This window comes from Qingshengfaniella alkalisoli (assembly GCF_007855645.1).
Lineage (GTDB): Bacteria > Pseudomonadota > Alphaproteobacteria > Rhodobacterales > Rhodobacteraceae > Qingshengfaniella > Qingshengfaniella alkalisoli.
The window spans coordinates 304,213-327,920 of sequence record NZ_CP042263.1 but is presented as its reverse complement, the minus strand read 5'-3'; the positions used below and the strand labels follow the sequence as shown (position 1 = coordinate 327,920).

The window sequence follows — 23,708 nt, the reverse complement described above, 5'->3', positions numbered from 1 at the left end:
CTCGTGCATACCGACCAGCCTTAGGCCAAAAAGTAATCGTGGTCGGCGGCCACTTGGCTGGCTGTTACTTCCGCATCCGCGAACAAGAAGTCGTCGACGCGACCATCAAAGCTATGGTTCCACGCGCTGCCCAGATGCAGACCGTGATAGCTGTGCGGCGCGGTCAACCCGTCGGCGTCGATTCCACCAAGTTTTTCTCCATCGCCGTAGAACACCAGTTCGTCACCGGTGTAACTCATGACCATCTTGTGAAAATCGCCATCGTCGAGAATGTCTGTCTGGATCACGCTGCTACCATGTCGTCCATCGGTTTCGATCGCCATCTCGAATCCCGTGCCTTCGCGGTAGAACAGGCTCATGACTCTTGGAAACTCGATGACCATTCCCGAGGCGTCGCCAGAATCCTGCTCGATTGCCATGGTCCATGCCAGCGTGAAGGCGTCCATTTGATGGGTTTGCTCGATATCGCGACTGAGGCGCACGCTTTCTTTCCAGCCTCCACCAAATGCCAGTGATCCATCGTCGTAGGTCGCCTGGGTCGACTTCCATTCTTCAAGCGTCGTGCCGGCCCCTGCCGAACTGCTCAGGCTGCCTTCAAAGTCAAACCAGCTTGCATAGATAGCCGGATCTGCAACAAGAACTTCGTGCAGCATTTTGCCATTTTCAGGTGTTCCACCGTTTCCGTTGTCGGGAGGTGGAGTGTCGTCGCCACCTTCTTCCGTAAGGTCATTCAGAGACGACAGGACCGCGGCGGTATTGTAAATATCGGAATCATTGCTCGTCGGGTAATCTACCATCCGAATGTTGTCGATTTGGCTGGGGAGTGCATCTCGGTTATATCGGGACCCGATGGTGAAATCGCGGTTCACAAATAACAGTTCACCGGTGAGGGGCAGGGAAGCTACCTCGGAATCGTCTATACGGATAACCAGCCCGCTTCCGTCACGGCCATCGTAAGAAAAGCTGATCCGGTGCCATTCAGTGTCGTCCAGGGCGGTAGGGGCGGTAGAGGTCCATTTTTTCCCGTCCGCCTCTGTCGCTGCCATGATCGATAAGGCACCATTTGCTTGCAGATAAACCTCGATCGAATGACCTGTTCCCAGAATAAAGCCCCCTTGCGAAAGATCGGTGCGGCGCAAATCCAACGCGAGTGAAAATGCATCCATATTCTGCATGAAATCATTGTCACGCTGGATCACGAAGGCGTCGTCCCATTGCAAATTCAACGCGGTGTCTGTGCTGCCGCTGGGTCCCTGTGCCACCGTCAGCAGTTGCGGTCCGTTCTTACCGCCGACCAGCGTTTCGCTGCCCGATGCATCCACGATGCCGCCTTCGAAATCGACATCCAGCAAGATTGCACTGTACACATCCTCTATGCGCGTGGTGGAATCGAGCAGGAGGTCCCCGTCATAGGTGTCCAGCGTCACTGTTTGCGGACCGGCTACTGCGAACAGCTTCCAGATTTCGGAGCCCTCATAGTGGCTGCCATCGGAAAAGCTCCAGCGATAGGTTAAGGAAGGGTCGGCGTCATATGCCATGAAATGTATGGTCTGGCTTTGGCGCCCGTCAGGTGCATGACGAATGATCGCGGCAATACCTTCGGGAAGGTTGGCCTCCCATGTCATAGGCGCACCGAGTCCATCGGCCGCGGAACCGGGAATCACCATGTAATCACGAATGTCACGCGGTCCACCCTCGCCGGCGGCGGTGAACAGGTTGTCGATGTATAGAGTGGCTTCTCTATCGGTATAGTGCGGCCCGAGATTGCCTGACGCCACGACGTCATCCGGCAGCAAGCTCCATTTAAGTTGCCCCACATTATCGGTTACGGTGACATTGCTGCTGCCATTTGCGGAGATGTATGGGGTGTGGGTTTGCAGAGGCTGCCCCGCCCAATCCTGGGCAAAACTATCCGCGTTGTCGAGAACGGTGTTGTTTCGAATGAGCACACCATTCACGCCATTGATCGAAATCCCATGATGCGCGCTGACAACGACCAGGTTGTTTTCAACAACGAAGTTCGTGAACTCGAACCCGGACCGGACATTGCTGCCATAAATCCCCTGGTACTGGGTGTCACCGGAGTTGAAGTAGTTTCCCGATATGGTGATGTCCCGGTTGGGTACGTTTATGTTGGGTCCCCAGAACTGGACGATATCGTCATGGTTGGCCCAAGCCGCAGACCCGTACAGGTCATAGACCTTGTTGTCGGTCAGAAGGGCGCCGTCAGCACCGGCCAAGCGAAAGATATCCCCCTGCATCTTGGTGATGTTGTTTCCTGACAACGTGGTATCGAAGCTGTCCATGACCGTGATGCCGTGCCAGAAATGCGACAGCGTGTTGTCAGAAGCGGTAACGTTTTTCGAGTCGCGGATCAGGATCGCGTCATGCGAGCTGGTGACACCTTCTTCGATCCCGGCCTTGCCGTCGCCGATCCCGCGCAAGGTGTTCTGCTCAAATCGGATATCCGAAGATCCGTAAATTGCGACGGCGGACCCATCACCCAGATAAGGATCTTCGTTTTTTGGAACGATTGCGAGTTCCCGCAACGACAGGTTCTTTGAATCGATGACTGTGGCCGTGTGCACTTCGGCCATCTTCGTCGGGTCGGAAGAGGTGATTACAATTTCCGATGCCGCGTCAATGTCTTTCAGATGAATCCAATATGGTCCCGCATCGCTGTCGAGCTGGATCGCGCCTCCAGTACCTGCAAGTGCCCGCACGGCCGCGTCCAGGTCGCTGGAGTTGCGCACAAGAATGGTTTGTCCGTCGTCAATCGACATGCTTTCCTCGCATTTGGCTCAAGCGCAGACCGATCCTGCTTTACCTAACGTACAGTAAGTCCTGCGTGGTTGAAATATCGTATTGGACCGATGGATTTGATGCGCTGCGCTGACAGACGTGTTCCTCGTGTGGCAGTGGGCACCAACCGAAATCATGCCGTGAAGCTGAAGCTGCGGCCGAACCTTGGGCGGTAATGTCCTGCTCGACTTTTAGAAGTATCGTTGCGTCTTTCTGCGGTTGATCGCATTACTGGCGCGCAGCAATGTGGTGCGTGATCGCCTTTCGGAGCATGTATGGTTTTTAGTGAACATATTTTCCTGTTTGTCTTTCTTCCTGCATGTCTCCTGACTTTCTATGCATTGCGAAGGGTTAGGCTCTACCGTGCGTCAGTGGTGGCGTTGGTACTGTTTTCCTTCGTCTTCTACGGTTATTGGAGCCTGCCTTATCTCGGCCTGTTGATCGGATCGATTGCGGTCAACTATCTGCTTGGACGTTATCTGTGGCGTGCGGAGCGCGGCAGGTTTGCGTCGCGCGCGGCCATGTGGTCAGGTGTCGCCTTCAACCTGGGCCTGATCGTTTGGTTCAAATACGCAGGCTTCCTGACCGTCGATGTCGCCGGCTTCAAGTCGTTTGAAGACGTGTTTGCAGGCATCATCCTGCCGATTGGCATTTCGTTTTTCACTTTCCAGCAGGTTGCCTATGTGGTGGATGCCTATGCCAAGCGTAGCTACGAACCGAGCCTGCTCAACTATGCATTGTTCATATCGTTTTTCCCTCAGTTGATCGCGGGACCGGTGGTCAATCACAAATATGTCGAAGACCAGTATCGAGAACTGGCCGCGGGGACGCTCGACCGCAAGATTTTCCGGTTCGGGATACTGTTGTTCACCATAGGGCTAGCTAAGAAGGTCGTCATTGCAGACGTGATAGGTCGCCAGATCGATCCAATGTTTGACGCGACGCTGGACGGGGGGCAGGTGGAAATGGTTCGTTCCTGGCTAATGGTCACCGCCTACCGGCTTCAACTGTACTTCGATTTTTCTGGTTACTCGGACATGGCTATCGGGCTGGCAGCGCTGTTCGGATTGCGTCTGCCGATCAATTTCAATTCGCCCTACAAGGCGAGGTCGATCATCGAATTATGGGGGCGCTGGCATATGTCGTTGTCGGCATTCATCCGCGACTATGTGTATATTCCGCTGGGTGGGTCTCGTCACGGCAAGATTAAGCAGATCAGGAACATCTTCATCGGGATGTTCCTGATCGGGATCTGGCACGGCGCAGCCTGGACTTTCGTTTGGTACGCGTTGATGATGGCGAGTGCGGTTTGCCTGAATCATGCCGTTCGCGCTTGGTGGCCCGCTTTCGCGGAATGGAACACGGTTCCGGCTGTGGTGCTGAAATGGGCCTTGGCGATCGGGTTCTATTTCATCACGGGTGCGTTCTTCCGCGCAGAAAACATGGACAGTGCCCTCGCGGTGTTCGGTGGTCTCTTTGGTCTCGGGTCAGGCCCGGAAATCATCTTCGGTTCCGTCGATCCACTGTTGCTGGTATGGTGTGCGGGCGCGATGGCCATTGCGCTTTTGTTTCCGAATTCGTTGCAAATTACCCGCTACACGGCAGAACTGGGCGAGGAATGGCCCGCGAATATGGGCGAGTGGGTCGATCCCAAGAGACAGCGGCGCTACGACTATGTTCGCCCGATCCCGTATAAGCTGGAAAATCACACCTGGGTGCCGGTTTTGTGCGGGCTGGTCATTGCAATCTGCGTTGCGGCAGGCTGGCAGCCCGCGATTTTCATCTATTTCAACTTCTGACGACCATGCGCGAGAGATACTTGCAATGACGCGTATCCGCTTCCTGCTGCTGACCTTTCTCGGAATAGTTGTCGGTATTGCCGGTCTCGTTGCCCTGCCGCATAATCGGTACTGGCGTTTTCAGGAACACCAGTTGGCTGATACACGTAAGGCCGACTGGATCTATGAGCGTTTGAACTTCGACGACACGCCCGTCGACATCGCGCTGATCGGCACCTCGCGCATGGCCGGGGGTATAAGCGGTCCGCAGATCGAACGCGATTATTGCCGCCTGACCGGGCGTCGTGTGAATGTGGCCAACCTTGCTATGCCGCAATTCGGTCGCAACATGGACTACATCATGGTCAAGGAGCTGCTCGATACGAAATCGCCAGGGCTGATCATGTTGCAGGCGACGGAAGTGGAAGGACGCCGCCCGCATCCGGGCTTTCTGACGCTTGCGGACGTCTCGGATATCCTGCGCGCGCCGATGCTGATCAACCTTGGCTGGCCTGCCGATATCTCTTCGCTGCCCGGTCGCCAGTTGGCAATGGCCATCGACACGTTGCGGGGGCAAGCACCGGTGCGCAGGGTGTTCGACCCCGATGTCTACGCCGGACCAGACATGGATCGCACAAAGGGCATCACGCTGACGGATGGAACGTTCGAGGCGCGTGACGTGGTCAGGTCCAAGACTGAACTTGACGAAGAAGCAAAACGTCGACGCTGGATGATGTCGCGAACGTATCTGCTGCCTGGTCCGCTGCGCCCGCTCGAATACCGATTGTCACGGGTCTATCTGAACCGGATTTATGACATGGCTGACAGGCGCGATGTCAGTGTCGGCTTCGCCTACATGCCGGGATACACATTCGTGCGTGACCTACCGGCCCATATCGCGGGTCTCATCGGCGATCACCGTGTACTTCCAATCAACAGCGAGCTGGTTGAAGATCATCGAATGTGGCTTGATGTCAATCATGTGAATACCTTTGGCGCACGCCATTCGACGGCGCGATTGAGTGAAGGTATTGCGAAGAACTGGCCGGAACTGGGTGAACCGGCGCGGTCTTGTCCCGAGTCATAGCGACGTCTGGGAACAGTGCGTTCTTCTTGTGCGGTGAAAGTCGGGGGCGCGGCTAGCCAGCCAATCTCCGAAGTCTTTTGAAAGAAATAGTGATGCCCCCGGCCGGGGTAATCGCCCCCGGCATCGGTCGTCCCCCTTGCAGTTGAATTCCCCTCGTCTAGAACGTGGCGCTAAGAACAACGACGGGCAGGGGCATTATGGCGACGGCATTGATCATACTTGCGGCAGGGGAGGGCAGCCGGATGTTGTCCGATGCGCCGAAGGTTCTGCATGAGCTGGCCGGGGCACCTTTGCTGGCGCATGCAATTGCCAGCGGCAGCGCATTGGAGCCCGAGCGTGTCGTCGTGGTCACCGGCCATGGCAGTGAACAGGTCGCCGCTGCGGCGCGGGAGATCGACCCCGATATCCGCATTGCGGTGCAGTCTGAGCAGCTTGGCACGGGTCACGCAGTCGCGCAGGCAACGGCGGAAATGGACGGGTTCACGGGTGATGTGGTGGTGCTCTACGGTGACACCCCGCTGATCCGGCCCGAGACGTTGGCGCAGGTGCAAGCGGCACGCGAAACCGGCGCGGATCTGGTCGTGCTGGGCTTTGACGCGGCTGATCCGGCGCGCTATGGGCGGCTGGTGGCCGATGGCGATACGCTGGAACGGATCGTCGAATACAAGGATGCGACCGAGGCCGAGCGCGCCATCACCTTGTGCAACAGCGGGATCATGCTGGCGGACGCGACGCGGATGCTGGACTGGATCGGCAGGCTCGGCAACGACAATGCCAGCGGTGAATACTATCTGACCGACATCGTGGAAATCGCACGGGCAGATGGCGCACAGGCGCGGGTCGTGACCTGCCCGGAGGCCGAGACGCTGGGCGTCAACACCCGCGCGGATCTGGCGTATGCTGAAGCCGCGTTTCAGGCGCGCGCCCGTGGCGAGGCGCTGGACAACGGCGTGACCCTGACCGCACCGGAAACGGTGTTCTTCGCCGCCGATACAGTGATCGGACGCGATGCGGTCATCGAGCCCAACGTCGTCTTTGGCTCTGGCGTGACCGTGGAAACCGGCGCGCGCATCCGCGCCTTCAGCCATCTTGAAGGGTGCCATGTGGCGCGAGGGGCCGTGGTCGGGCCGTATGCGCGCCTGCGCCCCGGCGCAGAACTGGCCGAAGGCGCCAAGATCGGCAATTTCGTCGAGGTCAAGAATGCCTTGATCGCCGAAGGCGCGAAGGTCAACCACCTGAGCTATATCGGGGATGCTGAGATCGGCGCGGCCGCCAATATCGGTGCGGGCACGATCACCTGCAATTATGACGGCGTGTTCAAGCACAAGACGCGGATCGGCTCACGGGCCTTCATCGGGTCGAATACCATGCTGGTAGCGCCGGTAACCATCGGCAATGACGCAATGACGGGCTGCGGCAGCGTGGTGACAGAAGACGTCCCCGACGAGGCGCTGGCGATTGCCCGCAGCCGCCAGGTGACCAAACCCGGCCTTGCCAAGCGGATGATGGACCGGCTCAAGGCTCTGAAAGCCAAGCAGAAGAAGGACGGCTGACATGTGTGGAATCGTAGGTGTACTGGGCACGCATCAAGTGGCGCCTCAGCTATTGAACGCCCTGGCCTGTCTGGAATATCGCGGCTATGACAGTGCGGGTGCGGCCACGATCACCGATGGTCGGATTGAACGTCGTCGCGCCGTGGGAAAGCTGGTGAACCTGTCGGATCTGCTGGTGCATGAGCCGCTCGAAGGGATGGCGGGCATCGGCCATACTCGCTGGGCCACGCATGGCGGTGCGACGGTTGAGAATGCTCATCCGCATATGTCGGACAGCGTTGCGCTGGTGCATAACGGGATCATCGAGAACTACGCCGAGCTGCGGGAGGAGCTGCGCGCCGAGGGCCGTGTGTTTGCCTCCGAGACGGACACCGAAGTTGTGATGCATCTGGTTGCCAGGTCACTTGAACAAGGCAAGGACCCGCAAGCCGCAGTGCAGCAGACGCTGTCTCGGTTGCGCGGTGCCTTTGCCCTGCTGTTTCTGTTTCGTGATCACCCTGACCTGCTGATTGCCGCGCGCCGCGGATCTCCACTGGCTTTGGGGTTCGGCGAGGGCGAGATGTATGTTGGTTCCGACGCCATCGCGCTGGCCCCTATGACGGATCGGGTGTGCTATCTGGAAGAAGGCGACTGGGCTGTTGTTACCCGCGCGGGCGCCACGATCTTTGACACGGATGGCATGCCTGTCGAGCGCCCCGTCAAGACGGTGGCCAAGACCGCACAGGTCGACAAGGCGGGCTACAAGCACTTCATGGCCAAGGAAATCGCCGAGCAACCCGCCGTGATCGGCACGACGCTGGATCGATATCTGGACGCTGAAGGGCGCATTCATCTGCCGGCGAATGGTCTGGATTTTGCCCGCATCGACCGCATCAGCATGGTGGCCTGCGGCACCGCCAGCTATGCCTGCCAGGTCGCGAAATACTGGTTCGAACAGCTCGCGCGGCTGCCCGTCGATGTCGATATCGCGTCCGAGTTCCGTTACCGCGAGCCGCCTTTCGTGGCCAATACGACCGCGCTGTTCGTCAGCCAGTCGGGCGAGACGGCGGATACGCTGGCCGCGCTGCGCTACTGCGCGGAACAGGGCCTTCAGATAGCATCTTTGACCAATGTCCCCGAAAGCTCGATTGCCCGCGAGAGTGATGTCGCTCTGCCGATCGAGGCCGGTGTGGAGATAGGCGTCGCCTCGACCAAGGCCTTCACCTGCCAGTTGACCGCGCTGTTCATCATGGCGCTGAAGGCGGCACAGGTGCGCGGTACGCTGACGCCCGCACAGATCGCAGATCACCTCGTCCAGCTGCGCCAGCTGCCCGGTCTGATCAACGCCACGCTGTCCCTGTCGGACCGGATCGAAGATGTCTCGCGCAAACTGGCGGAGGCGCGCGATGTGCTGTTCCTGGGGCGCGGTGCGCTTTACCCGCTGGCGCTGGAAGGTGCGCTGAAGTTGAAGGAAATCAGCTACATCCACGCCGAAGGTTACGCCTCGGGCGAGTTGAAGCACGGTCCCATCGCCCTGATCGACCGCAAGGTACCGGTGGTTGTCCTGGCCCCCACCGACCCGTTATTCGACAAGACCGTGTCCAACATGCAGGAAGTTCTGGCCCGTGAAGGTAAGGTCATCCTGATTACCGACGCTGCGGGTGCCAAACGCGCAGGCGAGGGTGCCGCCCATGTCATTACCCTGCCGGAGATTCCCCCCGCCCTGGCCCCCATTCTCTACGCCATCCCTGCGCAATTGCTGGCCTATCACACAGCGGTCGCCAAGGGGACGGATGTCGATCAGCCGCGGAATCTGGCGAAATCGGTCACCGTGGAATGAAAGGTGATTTCGGCAAGCGATTGTGCGGGCGGAAGGTAAAACTTGCGATTGTTCAGTCAACGGGGCAGTCATGAGCGCGGCAGAGCTTGGCGTCATTGTAGTTACGTATAATTCCGGGCGCGAGGTTCTGGATTGTCTTGAAAGCTTGCTGTCTGCTTCCAGGGCGGTGGGTGTGCCGCTTAGGATCGTCGTCGTAGACAACGCCTCGTCGGATGAAACGGTGACAGGCATCTTCGATTGGGCGCAGGGGCAATCTGACTACCTGCCGCCTGACAGCTTGCCGTTTTCGATAACCGCTGTCCCGAAACCGCTTAGCGTGATCGAAGCCATGCCGGACGTGGCGCAATCGCGGGAAGGACATGTTCATCTCGTCAAATCCACGACCAATATCGGTTTTGCCGGTGGCGTGAATCTGGGGCTGAAATATCTCGCCGGCTTTTCGGATATCCGGCATTTCTGGGTACTGAACCCTGACAGCGTTGTGCCGCCCGCATCCTTGCAGGCGCTTCACGACGAGCTTGGCGACAATCCTAGCTACGGCCTCATGGGCGGACGGGTCTGTTATATGGACACGCCTGATCGAATCCAGATCGACGGAGGTACGGTCAATTTCCATACGGGTGTCACGGGTAATTTGAACCTTGGACGCGCCGCGTCGGAGACGCCGGTTCCGGATGCGGCAGAGCTGGATTTCATAATGGGCGCATCTATGGTTGCAAGTCGCGATTTTTACGAGCGGGTTGGTCCGATGTGCGAGGATTATTTTCTTTATTACGAGGAAGTCGACTGGGCTATGCGTCGGGGTGATCTGCCGTTACGCTATTGTGACGGGCTGGTGGTCTATCATCATGCAGGAAGCTCGATCGGTTCGCCGGGCTGGGGGCGTAGCGCTTCGCCGTTTTCACTGTATTTCAAGCACCGGGGGCGTATCCGTTTTCTACGCCGTTTTCGTCCGGCATCGCTTGTGATCGGTTTTGCCTATTCGCTGGCGTATGCGGCGCGTCTTTTTCTGCGCGACCGGTCGCTTTCCGAAGCTTGGGCAGTTCTGGCCGGGAGTTTCGGATTACGGCCGCCCAGACAGATACGTGATCGGTTGACCTGGCCGGTTTGGAAACGACGGGATCAAGCCGGACGGAGAGACACATCAGGATCGCAGGGTGAGTAAGGTCGTGACGGTAGAAAGCGTAGACATGCCAGATCAACCTGAGGTGTCGGTTCTGCTGGCCGTTCATAACGGAGCCCGCTATCTTGAAAGCGCTGTGCGCAGCATCATGGCGCAAACCCTTCGGAACATCGAAATTGTCGTGGTTGATGATTGTTCGACTGATGAAAGTCCCGATATCCTGGCACAGCTTGCAGCGGAAGACTCGCGTATCCGATTGTTGCGGACCCCTCGCAACCTGCGACTTGCGGGGGCTCTCAACTATGGTCTGGATCATGTTCGCGCGCCGTACGTCGCACGGATGGATGACGATGATTATTCGTTTCCCGAACGTTTGGCCATTCAGAAAGCCTATCTGGACGCTCACCCGGACATCACGTTGTTGGGCAGCAGTATCGAATGGATGGATGCCGAGGGCGGCTTTATGCGCCGTTCAATACGTTCACGTGACAGCGAAGCCGTTCGCTGGTCCGCACGCTTCTCGTTGAATGTATCCCATCCGACATTCATGTTCAGGCGCCACTTCCCTGATGGGACGATGTTGCAATATGATACGCAACTGCATCTGTCCGAAGATTACGAATTGATTTGCCGTTTGCTGTCGGCGGGCGGGAAAGTTGTGTGCTTGCCAGATGTGCTGCTTCGATACCGCTTCCACAGCCAATCCGTGTCGCGGAAGAAGTTCAGGGCGCAGGTTGCGGAATCGCGGGATGTTGGCGAGGCCTTCCAAAAACGCGAACTGCCCGCTGACATTGTGGAAGCGATTGGTCCTTTGCGAGCGTGTTTCTTCGGGTTGGCCGAGGTTACGCCTGAACGGCTGAAAGGGTGCTTTTCCGGGGCCCGAGCGATGCTGGCGCATGATATCGCGACCAATCCGTCGCGGGCGCGGTGGTATCGTCGCCAAACGACGCAATTTGTTGTTTGGGCGCTAGAGCGTGGCGGGGCATCCACTCGGCAGATCCTTCTAGGGTTCTTGCGATATGCACCCGATCTGTTTCCGGCCCTGGTGCTTAGACGGATGGAAACCAAACGACTTCTGCCCAAGATCTTCGACAGTGAACCAAGCGTATGATCCGATGCATGTAGGCTGACCGCATTCTGCAAACCCGTATGGAGAGCAGGGAGGTGGAATATGGCAGGTCGGTTGGAACATTGTTGCATCAGGGCTGAAGGCCGGGCACGAAATGTTCTACAACGTTGCATCAAATCTCGTGAGTATGCTATCGTAAGGGAAGCGGTACGTCGTGAAATTGATTCTCGGCGGCATTCATCAGTAGTGAGGTAGTCTTTATGCTTAAATTTCTTTCAATAGCGTTTGCAGGCAGCGTGCTGGCAACCAGTGCTTTCGCAGTGCCACTGACACTTGGCGCTGGCCATAGTGGTGATGTCTTGCCTTCTCCGCTTGGTATTTCAAACCCCGCTTACAACGCGCTACATGGCGGTGTAGGTCAGGCAGGCGATTCAATCTATGTCTTCACCGATCAGGGAGACGGTACATACGGTGCGCCGGGTGGTCTGCATCTTGGTAATGGCACATACAACATCACCATGACATATCTCGGGTCGCATGCGGGTCGTGAGAATTCATACGAATTCAACTTCGGGTTCGGTACGATCGACTTTGATCAATCCACCGCGATTGGGACCGCCGCGACCGTCGAGCATTATTCGACCGGCGATTATCTGGATTTCGAATTCAACTCGGTTGAAGGTGGCTGGATCGACAACCAGGGCGGTGCCGAAAGCTTCGGTCCGGGCCTTGTGAACCTTGCCTTCTCCGAGTTCTTCGTCGAAAACGGCCATCTCAACATTCTCGCCTTCTTCGGCGACGGTGCCGGTGATGAAGATCACAATGACTTCGCTGTTCGCTTTACAGTAACTCCCGTTCCGGTTCCGGCTGCCGGGCTTCTGCTGGTCGCAGGTCTTGCCGGACTCGGCGGCGTAAGCCGTATGCGTCGTAAAGCTGCTTGATCTAGTCGGGCAGTCGACTGCTTAAGATTATTCATGCCCTCGGCGCCGGTGGTGCAGGGGGCATTTTTGTTCGTTCTTTGGCCGCTCGATAAGCGGCACAAGCCGGCAGCAGTCTTTGCAGGCGTGGTTGAACAGCGTCGCCGCATGGCGGTTGCAGTGAGGTGAACTGCCTGCACTGGAAAATCGAGAGAGCCAGCCGGGCCCGTGAATTCCCCCGCGAGACAGCATCTGCGGGGGAATTGATTTCTTATGCCAGATCGAAGCGATCGGCGTTCATCACCTTGGTCCAGGCGGCCACGAAGTCCTTGGCGAACTTCTCGGCGTTGTCGTCCTGCGCATAGACCTCGGCGTAGGACCGCAGGATCGAGTTGGACCCGAAGACCAGATCGACACGCGATGCGGTCCATTTGGTGCTACCCGATTTGCGGTCGCGGATTTCGTAAAGCCCGCCATCCACAGGGTTCCACGTGTTCGCCATGTCGGTCAGGTTGACAAAGAAGTCATTCGTCAACGCGCCTTCGCGGTCGGTAAAGACACCATGCTTCGTGCCGCCGTGGTTGGTGCCGAGAACCCGCATGCCACCGACCAGAACGGTCATTTCGTTCGCAGTCAGACCCATCAACTGGGCGCGGTCCAGTAGCAGTTCCTCGGCGCTGACAACATAGTCGCCTTTCAGCCAGTTGCGGAACCCGTCATGGAGCGGCTCCAGCGCATCGAAGCTTTCGGCGTCGGTCTGCTCATCCGTCGCGTCACCGCGACCAGGCGCAAAAGGTACATCGATGTCGAAGCCAGCGGCTTTGACAGCCTGTTCTACACCTACGTTACCGGCCAGAACGATCACGTCAGCGATGCTCGCGCCGGTTTCGGCTGCGATGCCTTCCAGCACGCCTAGAACACGGGCCAGACGCTCGGGTTCGTTGCCAGCCCAGTCTTTCTGAGGGGCCAGACGGATGCGAGCACCATTTGCACCGCCGCGCATATCGGACCCGCGATATGTCCGTGCGCTGTCCCAAGCGGTGGCAATCATGTCGGATTGGCTCAGCCCGCTTGCCGCGATTTTTGCCTTGACGGCATCGACGTCGTAATCGGTGGAGCCTGCGGGCACCGGATCTTGCCAGACCAGATCTTCCTGCGGCACATCGGGTCCGAAGTAGCGTGCTTTCGGTCCCATGTCGCGATGGGTCAGCTTGAACCATGCGCGGGCGAAGGTGTCTGCGAAATACTGCGGGTCCTGACGGAACTTCTGGCAGATTTCATTGTAGATCGGGTCTACCTTCATGGCCATGTCGGCATCGGTCATGATCGGCATGCAGCGGATCGAGGGGTCCTCGACATCCACGGGCATGTCTTCTTCCTTGATGTCGACGGGTTCCCACTGCCACGCACCGGCGGGGCTTTTCTTCAGTTCCCATTCATGGCCGAACAGCATGTCGAACCAGCCCATGTCCCATTTGGTCGGGTTGGTGGTCCATGCGCCTTCGATGCCGCTGACGACGGTGTCGCGCCCGATGCCACGGCCCTTGGTGTTCATCCAGCCGATCCCCTGGAATTCGACGTCTGCCGCTTCGGGATCATCGCTCAGATTTCCCGCATCGCCGTTGCCGTGGCTTTTCCCGACAGTGTGGCCGCCGGCGGTCAGCGCTGCGGTTTCTTCGTCATTCATCGCCATCCGCTTGAAGGTCTCGCGGACCTGCGCCGCGGTTTTCAGCGGATCGGGGGTGCCGTTCACGCCTTCGGGATTGACGTAGATCAGGCCCATCTGAACCGCGGATAGCGGGTTCTGCATCGTTGAAGGATCGTTGACGTCGTCATAGCGGCTGTCGCTCGGGGCAAGCCATTCTTTTTCCGCACCCCAATAGGTGTCTTTCTCGGGATGCCAGATATCTTCGCGGCCAAAGGCGAAACCGAAGGTTTTCAGGCCGGCAATCTCGTAAGCGACGGTGCCGGACAGGATCATCAGGTCGGCCCAGCTGATCTTGTTGCCATACTTCTTCTTGATCGGCCACAGCAGGCGGCGACCCTTGTCGGTGTTGACGTTGTCCGGCCAGGAGTTCAGCGGTGCAAAACGCTGGTTGCCTGTGCCACCGCCGCCACGACCATCGGCCAGACGATAGGACCCGGCCGCGTGCCACGCGACGCGCACGAACATGCCGATATAGCTGCCCCAATCACCGGGCCACCAGTCTTCGCTGGTGGTGATGAGTTCACGAAGATCGGCTTTCAGCGCCTCTACGTCGAGCGCTTCCAGCTCCTTGCGATAGTTGAAGTCCGCACCCATCGGGTTGGTCTTCGTATCGTGCTGGTGCAGGATGTCGAGGTTCAGCCCGTTCGGCCACCAATCGGTGTTGGAAGCACCGGCCGCGGTGACCGAGCCGTGCATGACCGGGCACTTGCCGGCGGTTGAGGTATCGTTTCCGTCCATTTTCATTCTCCGTTGCGGGATTCGTCATCTATGCGATGACAGACCTTGCTCAGGTGCAGCCAGTTGATGCGCCGGATCGAGGAGTGCCCGGCACATCCAGCCCACTCTTGCGATGATTCCTAACAGAGATTTGGAATTATTATAATTTGAAATTTGTAATAGTTTGGATAAGTTTTGGTTATGAAAGGACTCACCCTCAAACATCTGCGTTACTTCGAAGCATTGTCCCGCCACCGCCACTTCGGACATGCGGCGGAAGCCTGCGCAATTTCACAGCCGGCCTTGTCCGTTCAGATGAAAGAGCTGGAAGCCTTGTTGGGTGCACCGTTGATCGAACGGGGTCCGCGCAAGGTGGGGCTCAGCCCCTTGGGGGAGGCATTGGCCGAACGCGCGCGCGATATTCTTGGGGCGGTGGACGAGTTGGACGATTTGGTGCGCGCCTCGCATGAGCCATTGGCGGGGCGGTTGCGCATCGGGGTCATTCCGACCGCCGCGCCTTATCTGCTACCGCGGCTGATCCGGGAACTGACCGATCGTTATGCCAATCTCGATCCCCGCCCGCGTGAGGCGGTGACCCGGACGCTGATCGAGGATCTGCGTGAAGGGCGGTTGGATCTGGCCATTGTCGCCTTGCCCGTGTCGGAGGTGACGCTGCATGAGGAACCGTTGTTCGATGAGGAATTCATGCTGGTGCGCTCGCAAGCCGATGCGGACGACCCGATCCCGAACCCGGAGACCCTGCGCGAAATGCGCCTGCTTTTGCTGGAAGAGGGCCATTGCTTTCGCGATCAGGCGTTGTCGTTCTGCCAGCTTTCTTCCAGCTTGCCGCGCGATCTGATGGAGGGCAGCTCGCTGTCCACGCTGGTTCAGATGGTCAGCGCGGGCATTGGCGTCACGCTGATCCCTGAAATGGCGGTGCCGGTGGAAACGCGTTCTGCCTGCGTCTCGGTTGCGCGTCTGCCGCCGCCGCGTCCCAAGCGAACAATCGGGATGATCTGGCGGAAGACGACGCCGCTTGCCGGACAGTTCGAGCGGATCGCGCAGATCACGCGAGGCATTTGGGAATGCGGCGATGATCAGCCTGCGGCCCAAAGCCCTGACAGCGGTGCAGCGAACATCTTGTCGCCGAACGGAACGACTTGATCATGGTCGTAAAGAACCAGCCCCTGCAAGAATTTGTTGCCGCAGGCATCGGCCAGTTTGCGCATGCCCGCGAAATCTGCCGAGGTGACAGTGGCCGATGATTTTATCTCCACGCCCACGATCTCGCCACGCCGGTTCTGGATGACGATATCGACCTCGTTCTTGTCCTTGTCGCGGTAGTGGAAGAAGGCAAAGCGCTGGTTGCTCCACGTGGCGAGTTTTTGCAACTCGCTGAACACGAAGGTTTCAAGGACAGCACCGAAGGCTGTCTTGTCCTTTCTGACCTTGTCCGGGTCCAGATCCTTCAGCGCGGCCAGCAACCCCGCATCGACGAAATGCAGCTTGGGCGATTTGGTCAGGCGTTTCAGCTTGTTGGTGAACCAGGGCTGCAAGGTCTGGACCAGGAACAGGCTTTCAAAAATCCCAAGATACTTGGCGGTGGTGACATGGTTCAGCCCGATCCCCGCCCCGATGCCGGAATAGTTCACCAACTGACCGGAGTGTTCGGCCAGGACCTGAAGCAGGCCGGGCATAAGTGACAACTGCTCTATCTGAGCGATGTCCCGCACGTCACGCTGAACGATGGCATCGACATAGCCCTGATACCAGTCCTGCCGCCGGGCCCAGCTTCTGCGGGTCAGTGCTTCGGGGTAGCCGCCGCTGAGCACATGCTCGATCAGCGCATCGCCAATGATGCTGTTTCGGGCGGCGTGCGGGGGTTCGCCGTCGAAGGCGCGGTCCAGAAAATCCGGCGGTGTGCCAAGGATTTCTGCCTGCGACAGGGGCAGAAGGCGTGTGACCTCCATCCTGCCAGCCAGTGAATCGGCGACGCGGGGCAGGGTCATCAGATTGGCCGATCCCGTCAGAAGGAAACGTCCCGGGGATTTGTTGCGGTCTACCTCGTTCTTGATCGACAGAAGCAGTTCGGGCGCGCGCTGAATTTCGTCGATCACCGCACGATCCAGCCCGCGCAGGAAGCCCACCGGGTCGTTGGATGCAGCGGCCAGAACGGTCGGGTCGTCCAGCGTGAAGAACGGCATCTTGTCATTTGCGATGTCATTTGCCAGCGTGGTCTTGCCGGATTGTCGGGGGCCTGAAATCAGCACGACGCGCGTGTCTTCCATCGCCTCGCTTATCTTGCGTTTGATGAAGCGTTCATACATCGCGGATCCGCCCGATTGTGCCGACCATCTGAAAGTAAACCGTTGACCAATTGAAAGTCAACCATTGACCAATTGAAAGACTGGTCACGTCCATATGAAACTGCTAGAGCGCCCGTCTGAAAGCATATCTGGTTGCATCCACGGCCGGACGCCGGACTGGGAACAAGGCTGACGCGCCACAAGAAGATCGGTGGACGTAAGGAAATCTTCACGGCATGATGCATGGGGGATGTGCTTGATTTGGTGGCGGAAGTGTATTCTTGTGACACCATCAAACATACCGGTCCAACCAAGGAGGAAGACCAAATGACATTCAAGAAATTTTCGATCCTAGGGATCGTGGCGGCCGCGGGCGTTGCGCTCGGTGGCGTGGCCTCCGCTCAAGAACCGCAATTCTTCCGTATCGGCACGGGGGGCACGGCTGGCACCTACTATCCGATCGGTGGGCTGATCGCGAATGCGATCTCCAGCCCTCCGGGATCGCGTGCCTGTGAAGAAGGTGGCTCTTGCGGTGTTCCGGGCCTGATCGCGACCGCGCTGTCGGCGAACGGATCGGTTGCCAATGTGAACGCCATTGCGGGTGGCACGCTGGAATCGGGCTTCTCGCAATCGGACGTCGCGACCTGGGCGCAAACCGGCACGGGTATCTGGGAAGGTCGTGAGGCCGTAGAATCGCTGCGGGCCATCGCGTCGCTTTACCCTGAAACGATCCACCTTGTTGCTGCTGCCGACGCCGGAATCGAAGGTGTTGCTGACCTGAAAGGCAAGCGCGTTTCCATGGATGAGCCGGGATCCGGCACACTCGTTGACGCGCGTATCATCCTGGAGGCCTACGGCCTGTCCGAAGATGACGTGGACGCTGCTTACCTGAAGCCTGACCAGGCGGCCGAACGTATGCGCGACGGTGCGATGGACGCGTTCTTCTTCGTGGGCGGGTTCCCCGCTGGCGCGATCGCAGAACTGGCCAGCCAGGACGACATCACGCTGGTGCCGATTTCCGGTGACGAAGCGGAGGCCATCGTCGGTGACTATTCCTTCTTCGCGGAAAACACGGTTCCGGGTGGCACTTATGAAGGTGTCGATGGCGATGTGACCACACTGGCCGTTGGTGCCCAGTGGATCACCAGCGCTGACCAGCCTGAAGAGCTGATCTACGAGATCACCAAGGCGATGTGGAACGACAACACCCGCAAGCTGTTGGATAACGGCCATTCCAAGGGCAAGGAAATCACGCTCGAATCCGCTGTGGCGGGCGTCGGTATCCCGTTCCATCCGGGCGCGGAGAAGTTCTACCGTGAAGCTGGCGTTCTGTCGGCCGAGTAATCACCGAATAATTGTCGGGGGCTGGTCCGTGAGCGGCTGGCCCCCGTCCCGATTCAACAGGGGCGGGTAGCGTGATGGCGCAAGAAGAGCAAAAGAAGGCGGCACATTTCGAGTCCGAGCTGACCGAAGAGCAGATGAAGGAGATCGAGGAACAATTCGATCCCGAAATGCGGTTCCGGCCTCTGACCCCTCAGCTGGCTTGGCTGACAGGTGGCTTGCTGTTCTTTCTGGCCTGTTACCACTATTACACCGCTGGCTTCGGTATTCCGCGTGCGACCACGCATCGCGGGTTGCACCTTGCGTTCACGCTGGGCCTGACCTTCCTGTCCTTCGCCGCTTGGGGTCGCCCGAAAGAAGCGCATAACAGCGCGCTGACTCCTCTTGGCTTGCCGGTCTGGGACTGGGCGCTGCTCATCGGCGGCGTTGTCGCGGCGTTATATGTTCCGTGGATATTCAACGATCTGGCCTTCCGGGTCGGGAATCCGTTGCCCATCGACATCGTCATGGGAACGATCCTGATCGTCGTGCTGCTGGAAGCCACCCGCCGCGCGATGGGCTGGCCTTTGCCGATCATCTCCTGCCTGTTCCTGGCCTATGCCTATTTCGGGCAGAACATGCCCGGCGTCCTGACGCATCCCGGCGCGAGCTGGAGCAACATCGTCAACCACTTGTATCTGACGAGTCAGGGCATCTACGGCACGGCGCTCGGAGTGATTTCGACCTATGTGTTCCACTTTGTCCTGTTCGGTGTTCTGGCCACGCGGATCGGGTTGGGGCAGCTGTTCATCGATCTGGCCTCGGCGCTGGCCGGCCGCTACGCGGGTGGTCCGGCCAAGGTATCGGTACTGTCGTCGGCGATGCTCGGCTCGATCTCCGGTTCGTCGATCGCCAACACCGTGACGACCGGGGCGCTGACGATCCCCGCGATGGTCCGCATTGGCTATCCGCGCCACTTTGCAGCGGCGGTCGAGGCCGCATCATCAACCGGTGGTCAGATCACTCCGCCGGTCATGGGGGCCGTTGCGTTCCTGATGATCGAATATCTCGGTGTTCCGCTGACCACGATCCTGACGGCTGCGTTGGTGCCGGCCTTCATGCACTTCTTCGGCGTACTGGTACAGGTGCACCTGGAAGCGCGCCGCCGCGGCCTGCGTGGTCTGACGAAAGACGAACTGCCGGTTGCATGGACAGTGTTCAAGGCGGGCTGGCTGAACACCTTGCCGCTTTTCGTTCTGGTTGCGATCCTGCTGAGCGGCAAGACACCTTACCTTGCGGCGTTCTGGGGGATCACGAGCTGTATTCTGGTTCTGATCATACAGAACCTGATCAAGCATGATCTGAAAACCGCCGCCTGGGACACGCTGACCAGTCTTTGGGACGGGTTCGTCCTTGGCGCGCGCTATTCGCTGTCTGTAACAGCAGCCGCTGCGTTGGTCGGTGTGATCATTGGTGTCGTGACGCTGACGGGAGTGGGCTTCAAGATCGCCTATATGGTCACGAGCGTTGCGGCGGTCTGGGCGACGAATGTCCATGAATGGCTGGCCTTCCTGCCGTTCGAGGTGATGACGATCAGTACCCTGACCTTGCTGTTCACGCTGATCATGACCGCGCTCGTCTGCGTGTTGATGGGCTGCGGTATCCCGACCACAGCGAACTACCTGATCATGATCGCGGTTGCCGCGCCGATCCTCGGTCTGCTGGGCGTTCAACCGATCGTGGCGCATTTCTTCGTCTTCTATTACGGGGTGCTCGCGGATATCACGCCGCCGGTTGCGCTCGCGGCCTATGCCGCGGCGGGGATCGCCAATGCGAATGCGTTCAAGGCGGGCAACACGGCATTCCGGTTGGGGATGGGCAAGGCGCTGGTGCCGTTCGTCTTTGCCTTCTCGCCGTCGATGCTGATCGTGACCGAAGGCTTCACATGGACGGAATTCACACTGGCCACGGGTGGTGCGATGCTGGGCATATGGATGCTGTCGGCGGCGCTGTCGAACTGGCTGTTCGCACCGCTCTATGCGTTCGAGCGGGTCCTGCTGGCCTTGGCGGCGATCCTGCTGGTGGCGCCTGACTGGACCGCGACGCTCATAGGTCTGGGATTGGTCGCGCCTGCGATGATCCGTCAATTGATTCAGAAGGGTCGCGGCGAAGATCTTGTCGGATCGTAGATCAGAAGGCTGCCCGGAGCGATACCGGGCGGCCTTTCGTCATTCTTCGGAATTGTTTGAAGCAGCTTGGCGCGGGATCAGAAAGCGCGGAATGTCAGCGTGGTCCGCGTCCGCTCGATCCCTGCAATCGTCGCGATGTTGTCGTTGATGAACAGGCCGGTGTCCTCGCCCTCGGGAATGTAGATTTTCACCAAAAGGTCGAAATCACCGCTGGTGGAATAAATCTCGGAAGCTATTTCCCGCAAGGCGATTTCATTGGCCACGTCATAGGTTTTGCCCGGATTGCAACTGATCTGGACGAACACGCAGTTGTTCACGCTGATGGCTCCTTTGCTGATCCGTGCGCTCATGCACGCTATCACCGTCGACGGGGCAGGGCAAACGCGCAGGAGGCTTGCCAAAATCCTGCCATGCGCAGATCGTTTAACAGCTATGCGTTGCGTTATCTTGCCTTTTCTTGGTTAAGTTGGTGGAAGACTACAGCCCGCGTTGCGGGCGGAGGAGAAACGGGAGAACCAAGCTTTGCACATTTCGACGGATTGCCATCAGTGGCGATGCGATAAGCACAGGTGCAAGGTGAACCGGCACGGAACCTGTGGCGCGGCGCGAACGTCGCCCCTGCGTGGTGGCCGTGAAACTGAGGGGAACAACACATATGACCGATCGGGTTGATCTAGATCCCACCGAGAGCGCCGAATGGATGGATGCCATTGCGGACGTCATCGAACGGGATGGCCCTGACCGGGCGCATTTCCTGCTCGACAAGGCCGTGCAACAAGCACGGGCTTCGGGCGCGATGCTGCCTTTTTCGGCGACGACGCCGTATGAGAACACCATTCCGCTGGACGACCAGCCCGACTACCCCGGTGATCTGGACATGGAATGGCGTATCCGGACGATCAATCGCTGGAACGCCATGGCGACGGTCGTTCGTCGCAACAAGGAAAGCAGTGAATATGGCGGCCATATCGCGTCCTTCGCGTCGTCGGCGGCGCTGTATGACGTTGGTCTGAACCATTTCTGGCGGGCCCGTTCCGCGACCCATGGCGGCGACCTGGTGTTTTTCCAGGGGCATGTGATTCCCGGCATCTACGCACGGTCCTTCATGGAAGGCCGGATCAGCGAAGAGCAACTCGAACAGTTCCGGTCAGAGGTCGGCGGCGGGGGGCTGTCATCCTATCCGCACCCTTGGCTGATGCCCGATTACTGGCAGTTCCCGACCGTGTCGATGGGTCTGGGGCCGCTCATGGCGATCTACCAGGCGCGGTTCATGAAATACATGCACAACCGTGGCCTGATCGATGCCAGTGACCGCAAGGTCTGGTGCTTCCTCGGCGATGGCGAGATGGACGAGCCCGAAAGCCTTGGCGCCATCGGTCTTGCCGCGCGCGAAGGATTGGACAACCTGATCTTCGTCATCAACTGCAACCTGCAACGCCTTGACGGGCCGGTACGCGGCAACTCCAAGATCATCCAGGAACTCGAAGGCGCGTTCCGCGGTGCCGGCTGGGAAGTCGTCAAGCTGATCTGGGGTCGCGGCTGGGATGATCTGCTGGAAAAAGACGTCACCGGCAAGTTGCGCCAGCTGATGCAGGAAACGGTGGACGGCGACTACCAGACCTACAAGTCGAAGGACGGCGCTTACGTTCGCAAGCATTTCTTCGGTCGCTACCCCGAAACGGCGGCGCTGGTTGAAGACTGGACCGACGAGGAAATCTGGTTCCTGCGTCGCGGCGGTCATGACATCGAAAAGATCTTCGCGGCGTTCGACCATGCGACCAATGTGAAGGACCAGCCGACCTGCATTCTTGCCAAGACCGTGAAGGGTTATGGCATGGGCACGGCGGGTGAGGGCCAGAACACGACCCACCAGCAGAAGAAGTTCGCCGAAGAACAGCTTCGCGCGATGCGCGACCGCTTCCAGATCCCCGTCAGTGACGAAGACCTGCCCAAGGCTCCTTTCGTCAAGCTGAACAACGCGCAAAAGGCCTACTTGGCAGATCGGCGCAAGGCACTCGGCGGAGAATTCCCCAAGCGCCACTGGAAAGACGCACCGAAGCTGGAGATCCCGTCGCTTGACAAGTTCGACAGCCAGCTCAAGGGCACGGGGGATCGCGAAATCTCCACGACCATGGGCTTTGTGCGTATTCTGACGACGCTTCTGCGGGACAAGAAGATCGGCAAGCAGGTGGTTCCTATCGTGCCGGATGAAAGCCGCACCTTCGGGATGGAAGGGCTGTTCCGGTCCGTGGGCATCTACAACCCGAAGGGGCAGCAATACACCCCCGAAGACGCTGACCAGATGCTGTTCTACAAGGAAACGGAAACCGGTCAGGTACTGCAGGAAGGCATCAACGAAGCCGGCGCCATGGCTGACTGGATCGCGGCTGCGACGTCCTACAGCGTGCATGGCGTTCCGATGATCCCCTTCTACATCTACTACTCGATGTTCGGGTTCCAGCGGATAGGCGATCTGGCCTGGGCCGCAGGCGACAGCCGCGCGCGCGGCTTCATGCTGGGCGGCACCGCCGGAAGGACGACGTTGAACGGCGAAGGCCTGCAACATGAAGACGGCCATAGCCACATCCTGGCCAGCACCATTCCGAACTGCATCACCTATGATCCGACCTTCCAGTACGAGGTGGCGGTGATCGTGCAGAACGGCCTGCAACGCATGTTCGCGGATCAGGAAGACGTGTTCTTCTACCTGACGCTGATGAACGAAAACTACCAGCATCCCGACATGCCGATGGGCGTGGAAGAGGACATCCTGAAAGGACTTTACCGCCTGCAGGAGGTCAAGAAGCCCGGCAAGAAGCATGTCACGCTGATGGGATCCGGCACCATTCTGGTTCAGGCCATGAAGGCGGCGGAGATGCTGAAGGAAGATTTCGGTGTATCCGCGGAAATCTGGTCGGCAACGTCCTATAACGAGCTGGCCCGCGATGGTCAGGACGTGCTGCGTCATAACCGTTTGAACCCACTGGATGACCCGAAGACGGCGTTTGTCACCGAGCAGCTCGAAAGATCGAGCGGCCCGATCTTGTCGGCGACCGACTACATGAAGAACTACGCCGAACAGATCCGTGCGTTCATTCCCGAAGGTCGCACCTTCACCACGCTTGGCACCGATGGTTTCGGACGGTCGGACAGCCGTGCAAATCTGCGGCGCTTCTTCGAGGTAGACGCCAACCACATCGCGGCGGCGGCCATGGTCGAGCTTTATAAAGCCGGCAGCGTCACCAAAGCCGAACTGCAAAAAGCGCTCAGCGCATACGACATCGACGGCGGCAAGCCGAACCCGCGTCTTGTTTAAGCGC

The 23,708-nt window shown here is 58.8% G+C and carries 15 protein-coding genes; 11 read left to right on the top strand and 4 right to left on the bottom strand.

Features of this window, described 5'->3' with window-relative positions; translation table 11 throughout:
• Positions 1-20: 20 nt before the first annotated feature.
• The gene (locus FPZ52_RS14800; RefSeq protein WP_146366377.1) at positions 21-2,783 is read right to left on the bottom strand and encodes a LamG-like jellyroll fold domain-containing protein; all 2,763 of its coding nucleotides are present in this window, start codon (positions 2,781-2,783) and stop codon (positions 21-23) included.
• Positions 2,784-3,077: 294 nt separating this feature from the next.
• On the opposite strand from FPZ52_RS14800, the gene FPZ52_RS14795 reads away from it, so the two are divergent.
• The 7 genes from FPZ52_RS14795 (at position 3,078) to FPZ52_RS19290 (ending at position 12,172) form a co-directional block, all read left to right on the top strand.
• Positions 3,078-4,601, top strand: coding sequence for an MBOAT family O-acyltransferase (locus tag FPZ52_RS14795; RefSeq protein WP_146366376.1), 1,524 nt, complete (start codon positions 3,078-3,080; stop codon positions 4,599-4,601).
• Positions 4,602-4,626: 25 nt separating this feature from the next.
• Positions 4,627-5,667, top strand: coding sequence for a hypothetical protein (locus FPZ52_RS14790; RefSeq protein ID WP_146366375.1), 1,041 nt, complete (start codon positions 4,627-4,629; stop codon positions 5,665-5,667).
• A gap of 197 nt (positions 5,668-5,864) precedes the next feature.
• Positions 5,865-7,220, top strand: a complete 1,356-nt coding sequence (gene glmU, locus FPZ52_RS14785; RefSeq protein WP_146366374.1) for a bifunctional UDP-N-acetylglucosamine diphosphorylase/glucosamine-1-phosphate N-acetyltransferase GlmU — start codon at positions 5,865-5,867, stop codon at positions 7,218-7,220.
• Between the two features lies 1 nt (position 7,221).
• On the top strand, positions 7,222-9,039 hold the full coding sequence (gene glmS, locus FPZ52_RS14780; protein WP_146366373.1) for a glutamine--fructose-6-phosphate transaminase (isomerizing): 1,818 nt from the start codon (positions 7,222-7,224) through the stop codon (positions 9,037-9,039).
• A gap of 70 nt (positions 9,040-9,109) precedes the next feature.
• The gene (locus FPZ52_RS14775; RefSeq protein WP_146366372.1) at positions 9,110-10,204 is read left to right on the top strand and encodes a glycosyltransferase family 2 protein; all 1,095 of its coding nucleotides are present in this window, start codon (positions 9,110-9,112) and stop codon (positions 10,202-10,204) included.
• Complete coding sequence (locus FPZ52_RS14770; protein WP_146366371.1) at positions 10,197-11,273, top strand: glycosyltransferase family 2 protein; 1,077 nt, start codon at positions 10,197-10,199, stop codon at positions 11,271-11,273. The genes FPZ52_RS14775 and FPZ52_RS14770 overlap by 8 nt, the downstream gene beginning before the upstream one ends.
• Before the next feature lie 218 nt (positions 11,274-11,491).
• Complete coding sequence (locus FPZ52_RS19290; protein WP_240804476.1) at positions 11,492-12,172, top strand: VPLPA-CTERM sorting domain-containing protein; 681 nt, start codon at positions 11,492-11,494, stop codon at positions 12,170-12,172.
• 247 nt (positions 12,173-12,419) lie between these two features.
• Here the strand turns inward: FPZ52_RS19290 and katG are convergent, their stop codons facing one another.
• Positions 12,420-14,594 (bottom strand): catalase/peroxidase HPI, encoded by a 2,175-nt coding sequence (katG, locus tag FPZ52_RS14760; RefSeq protein WP_146366370.1) that lies wholly within the window; start codon positions 14,592-14,594, stop codon positions 12,420-12,422.
• Positions 14,595-14,774: 180 nt separating this feature from the next.
• Between katG and FPZ52_RS14755 the strand changes: the two genes are divergently transcribed.
• Positions 14,775-15,737: a hydrogen peroxide-inducible genes activator gene (locus FPZ52_RS14755; protein WP_146366369.1), complete on the top strand. Its 963-nt coding sequence runs from the start codon at positions 14,775-14,777 to the stop codon at positions 15,735-15,737.
• Here the strand turns inward: FPZ52_RS14755 and FPZ52_RS14750 are convergent.
• Complete coding sequence (locus FPZ52_RS14750) at positions 15,671-16,900, bottom strand: ATP-binding protein (RefSeq protein ID WP_146366368.1); 1,230 nt, start codon at positions 16,898-16,900, stop codon at positions 15,671-15,673. The genes FPZ52_RS14755 and FPZ52_RS14750 overlap by 67 nt on opposite strands.
• Before the next feature lie 306 nt (positions 16,901-17,206).
• On the opposite strand from FPZ52_RS14750, the gene FPZ52_RS14745 reads away from it, so the two are divergent.
• On the top strand, positions 17,207-18,223 hold the full coding sequence (locus FPZ52_RS14745) for a TAXI family TRAP transporter solute-binding subunit (RefSeq protein WP_146366367.1): 1,017 nt from the start codon (positions 17,207-17,209) through the stop codon (positions 18,221-18,223).
• 74 nt (positions 18,224-18,297) lie between these two features.
• A complete protein-coding gene (locus FPZ52_RS14740) occupies positions 18,298-20,388 on the top strand; it encodes a TRAP transporter permease (RefSeq protein WP_146366366.1) in 2,091 nt (696 codons plus the stop codon).
• Positions 20,389-20,465: 77 nt separating this feature from the next.
• Here the strand turns inward: FPZ52_RS14740 and FPZ52_RS14735 are convergent, their stop codons facing one another.
• Positions 20,466-20,738: an Lrp/AsnC ligand binding domain-containing protein gene (locus FPZ52_RS14735; RefSeq protein ID WP_146366365.1), complete on the bottom strand. Its 273-nt coding sequence runs from the start codon at positions 20,736-20,738 to the stop codon at positions 20,466-20,468.
• Between the two features lie 305 nt (positions 20,739-21,043).
• On the opposite strand from FPZ52_RS14735, the gene aceE reads away from it, so the two are divergent.
• Entirely contained in the window at positions 21,044-23,704 is a 2,661-nt protein-coding gene (gene aceE, locus FPZ52_RS14730) for a pyruvate dehydrogenase (acetyl-transferring), homodimeric type (RefSeq protein WP_146366364.1), read from the top strand.
• The last annotated feature ends 4 nt before the right edge of the window (positions 23,705-23,708 follow it).

Bases quoted from the DNA above. Each gene is read 5' to 3' on its own strand.
- glmU (WP_146366374.1), top strand. From the start codon at position 5,865: ATGGCGACGGCATTGATCATACTTGCGGCAGGGGAGGGCAGCCGGATG.
- glmS (WP_146366373.1), top strand. From the start codon at position 7,222: ATGTGTGGAATCGTAGGTGTACTGGGCACGCATCAAGTGGCGCCTCAG.
- FPZ52_RS14795 (WP_146366376.1), top strand. From the start codon at position 3,078: ATGGTTTTTAGTGAACATATTTTCCTGTTTGTCTTTCTTCCTGCATGT.
- FPZ52_RS14735 (WP_146366365.1), bottom strand. From the start codon at position 20,738: ATGAGCGCACGGATCAGCAAAGGAGCCATCAGCGTGAACAACTGCGTG.
- FPZ52_RS14755 (WP_146366369.1), top strand. From the start codon at position 14,775: ATGAAAGGACTCACCCTCAAACATCTGCGTTACTTCGAAGCATTGTCC.
- FPZ52_RS14800 (WP_146366377.1), bottom strand. From the start codon at position 2,783: ATGTCGATTGACGACGGACAAACCATTCTTGTGCGCAACTCCAGCGAC.
- FPZ52_RS14745 (WP_146366367.1), top strand. From the start codon at position 17,207: ATGACATTCAAGAAATTTTCGATCCTAGGGATCGTGGCGGCCGCGGGC.
- FPZ52_RS19290 (WP_240804476.1), top strand. From the start codon at position 11,492: ATGCTTAAATTTCTTTCAATAGCGTTTGCAGGCAGCGTGCTGGCAACC.
- FPZ52_RS14750 (WP_146366368.1), bottom strand. From the start codon at position 16,900: ATGTATGAACGCTTCATCAAACGCAAGATAAGCGAGGCGATGGAAGAC.
- katG (WP_146366370.1), bottom strand. From the start codon at position 14,594: ATGGACGGAAACGATACCTCAACCGCCGGCAAGTGCCCGGTCATGCAC.
- FPZ52_RS14740 (WP_146366366.1), top strand. From the start codon at position 18,298: ATGGCGCAAGAAGAGCAAAAGAAGGCGGCACATTTCGAGTCCGAGCTG.
- FPZ52_RS14790 (WP_146366375.1), top strand. From the start codon at position 4,627: ATGACGCGTATCCGCTTCCTGCTGCTGACCTTTCTCGGAATAGTTGTC.
- FPZ52_RS14775 (WP_146366372.1), top strand. From the start codon at position 9,110: ATGAGCGCGGCAGAGCTTGGCGTCATTGTAGTTACGTATAATTCCGGG.
- aceE (WP_146366364.1), top strand. From the start codon at position 21,044: ATGACCGATCGGGTTGATCTAGATCCCACCGAGAGCGCCGAATGGATG.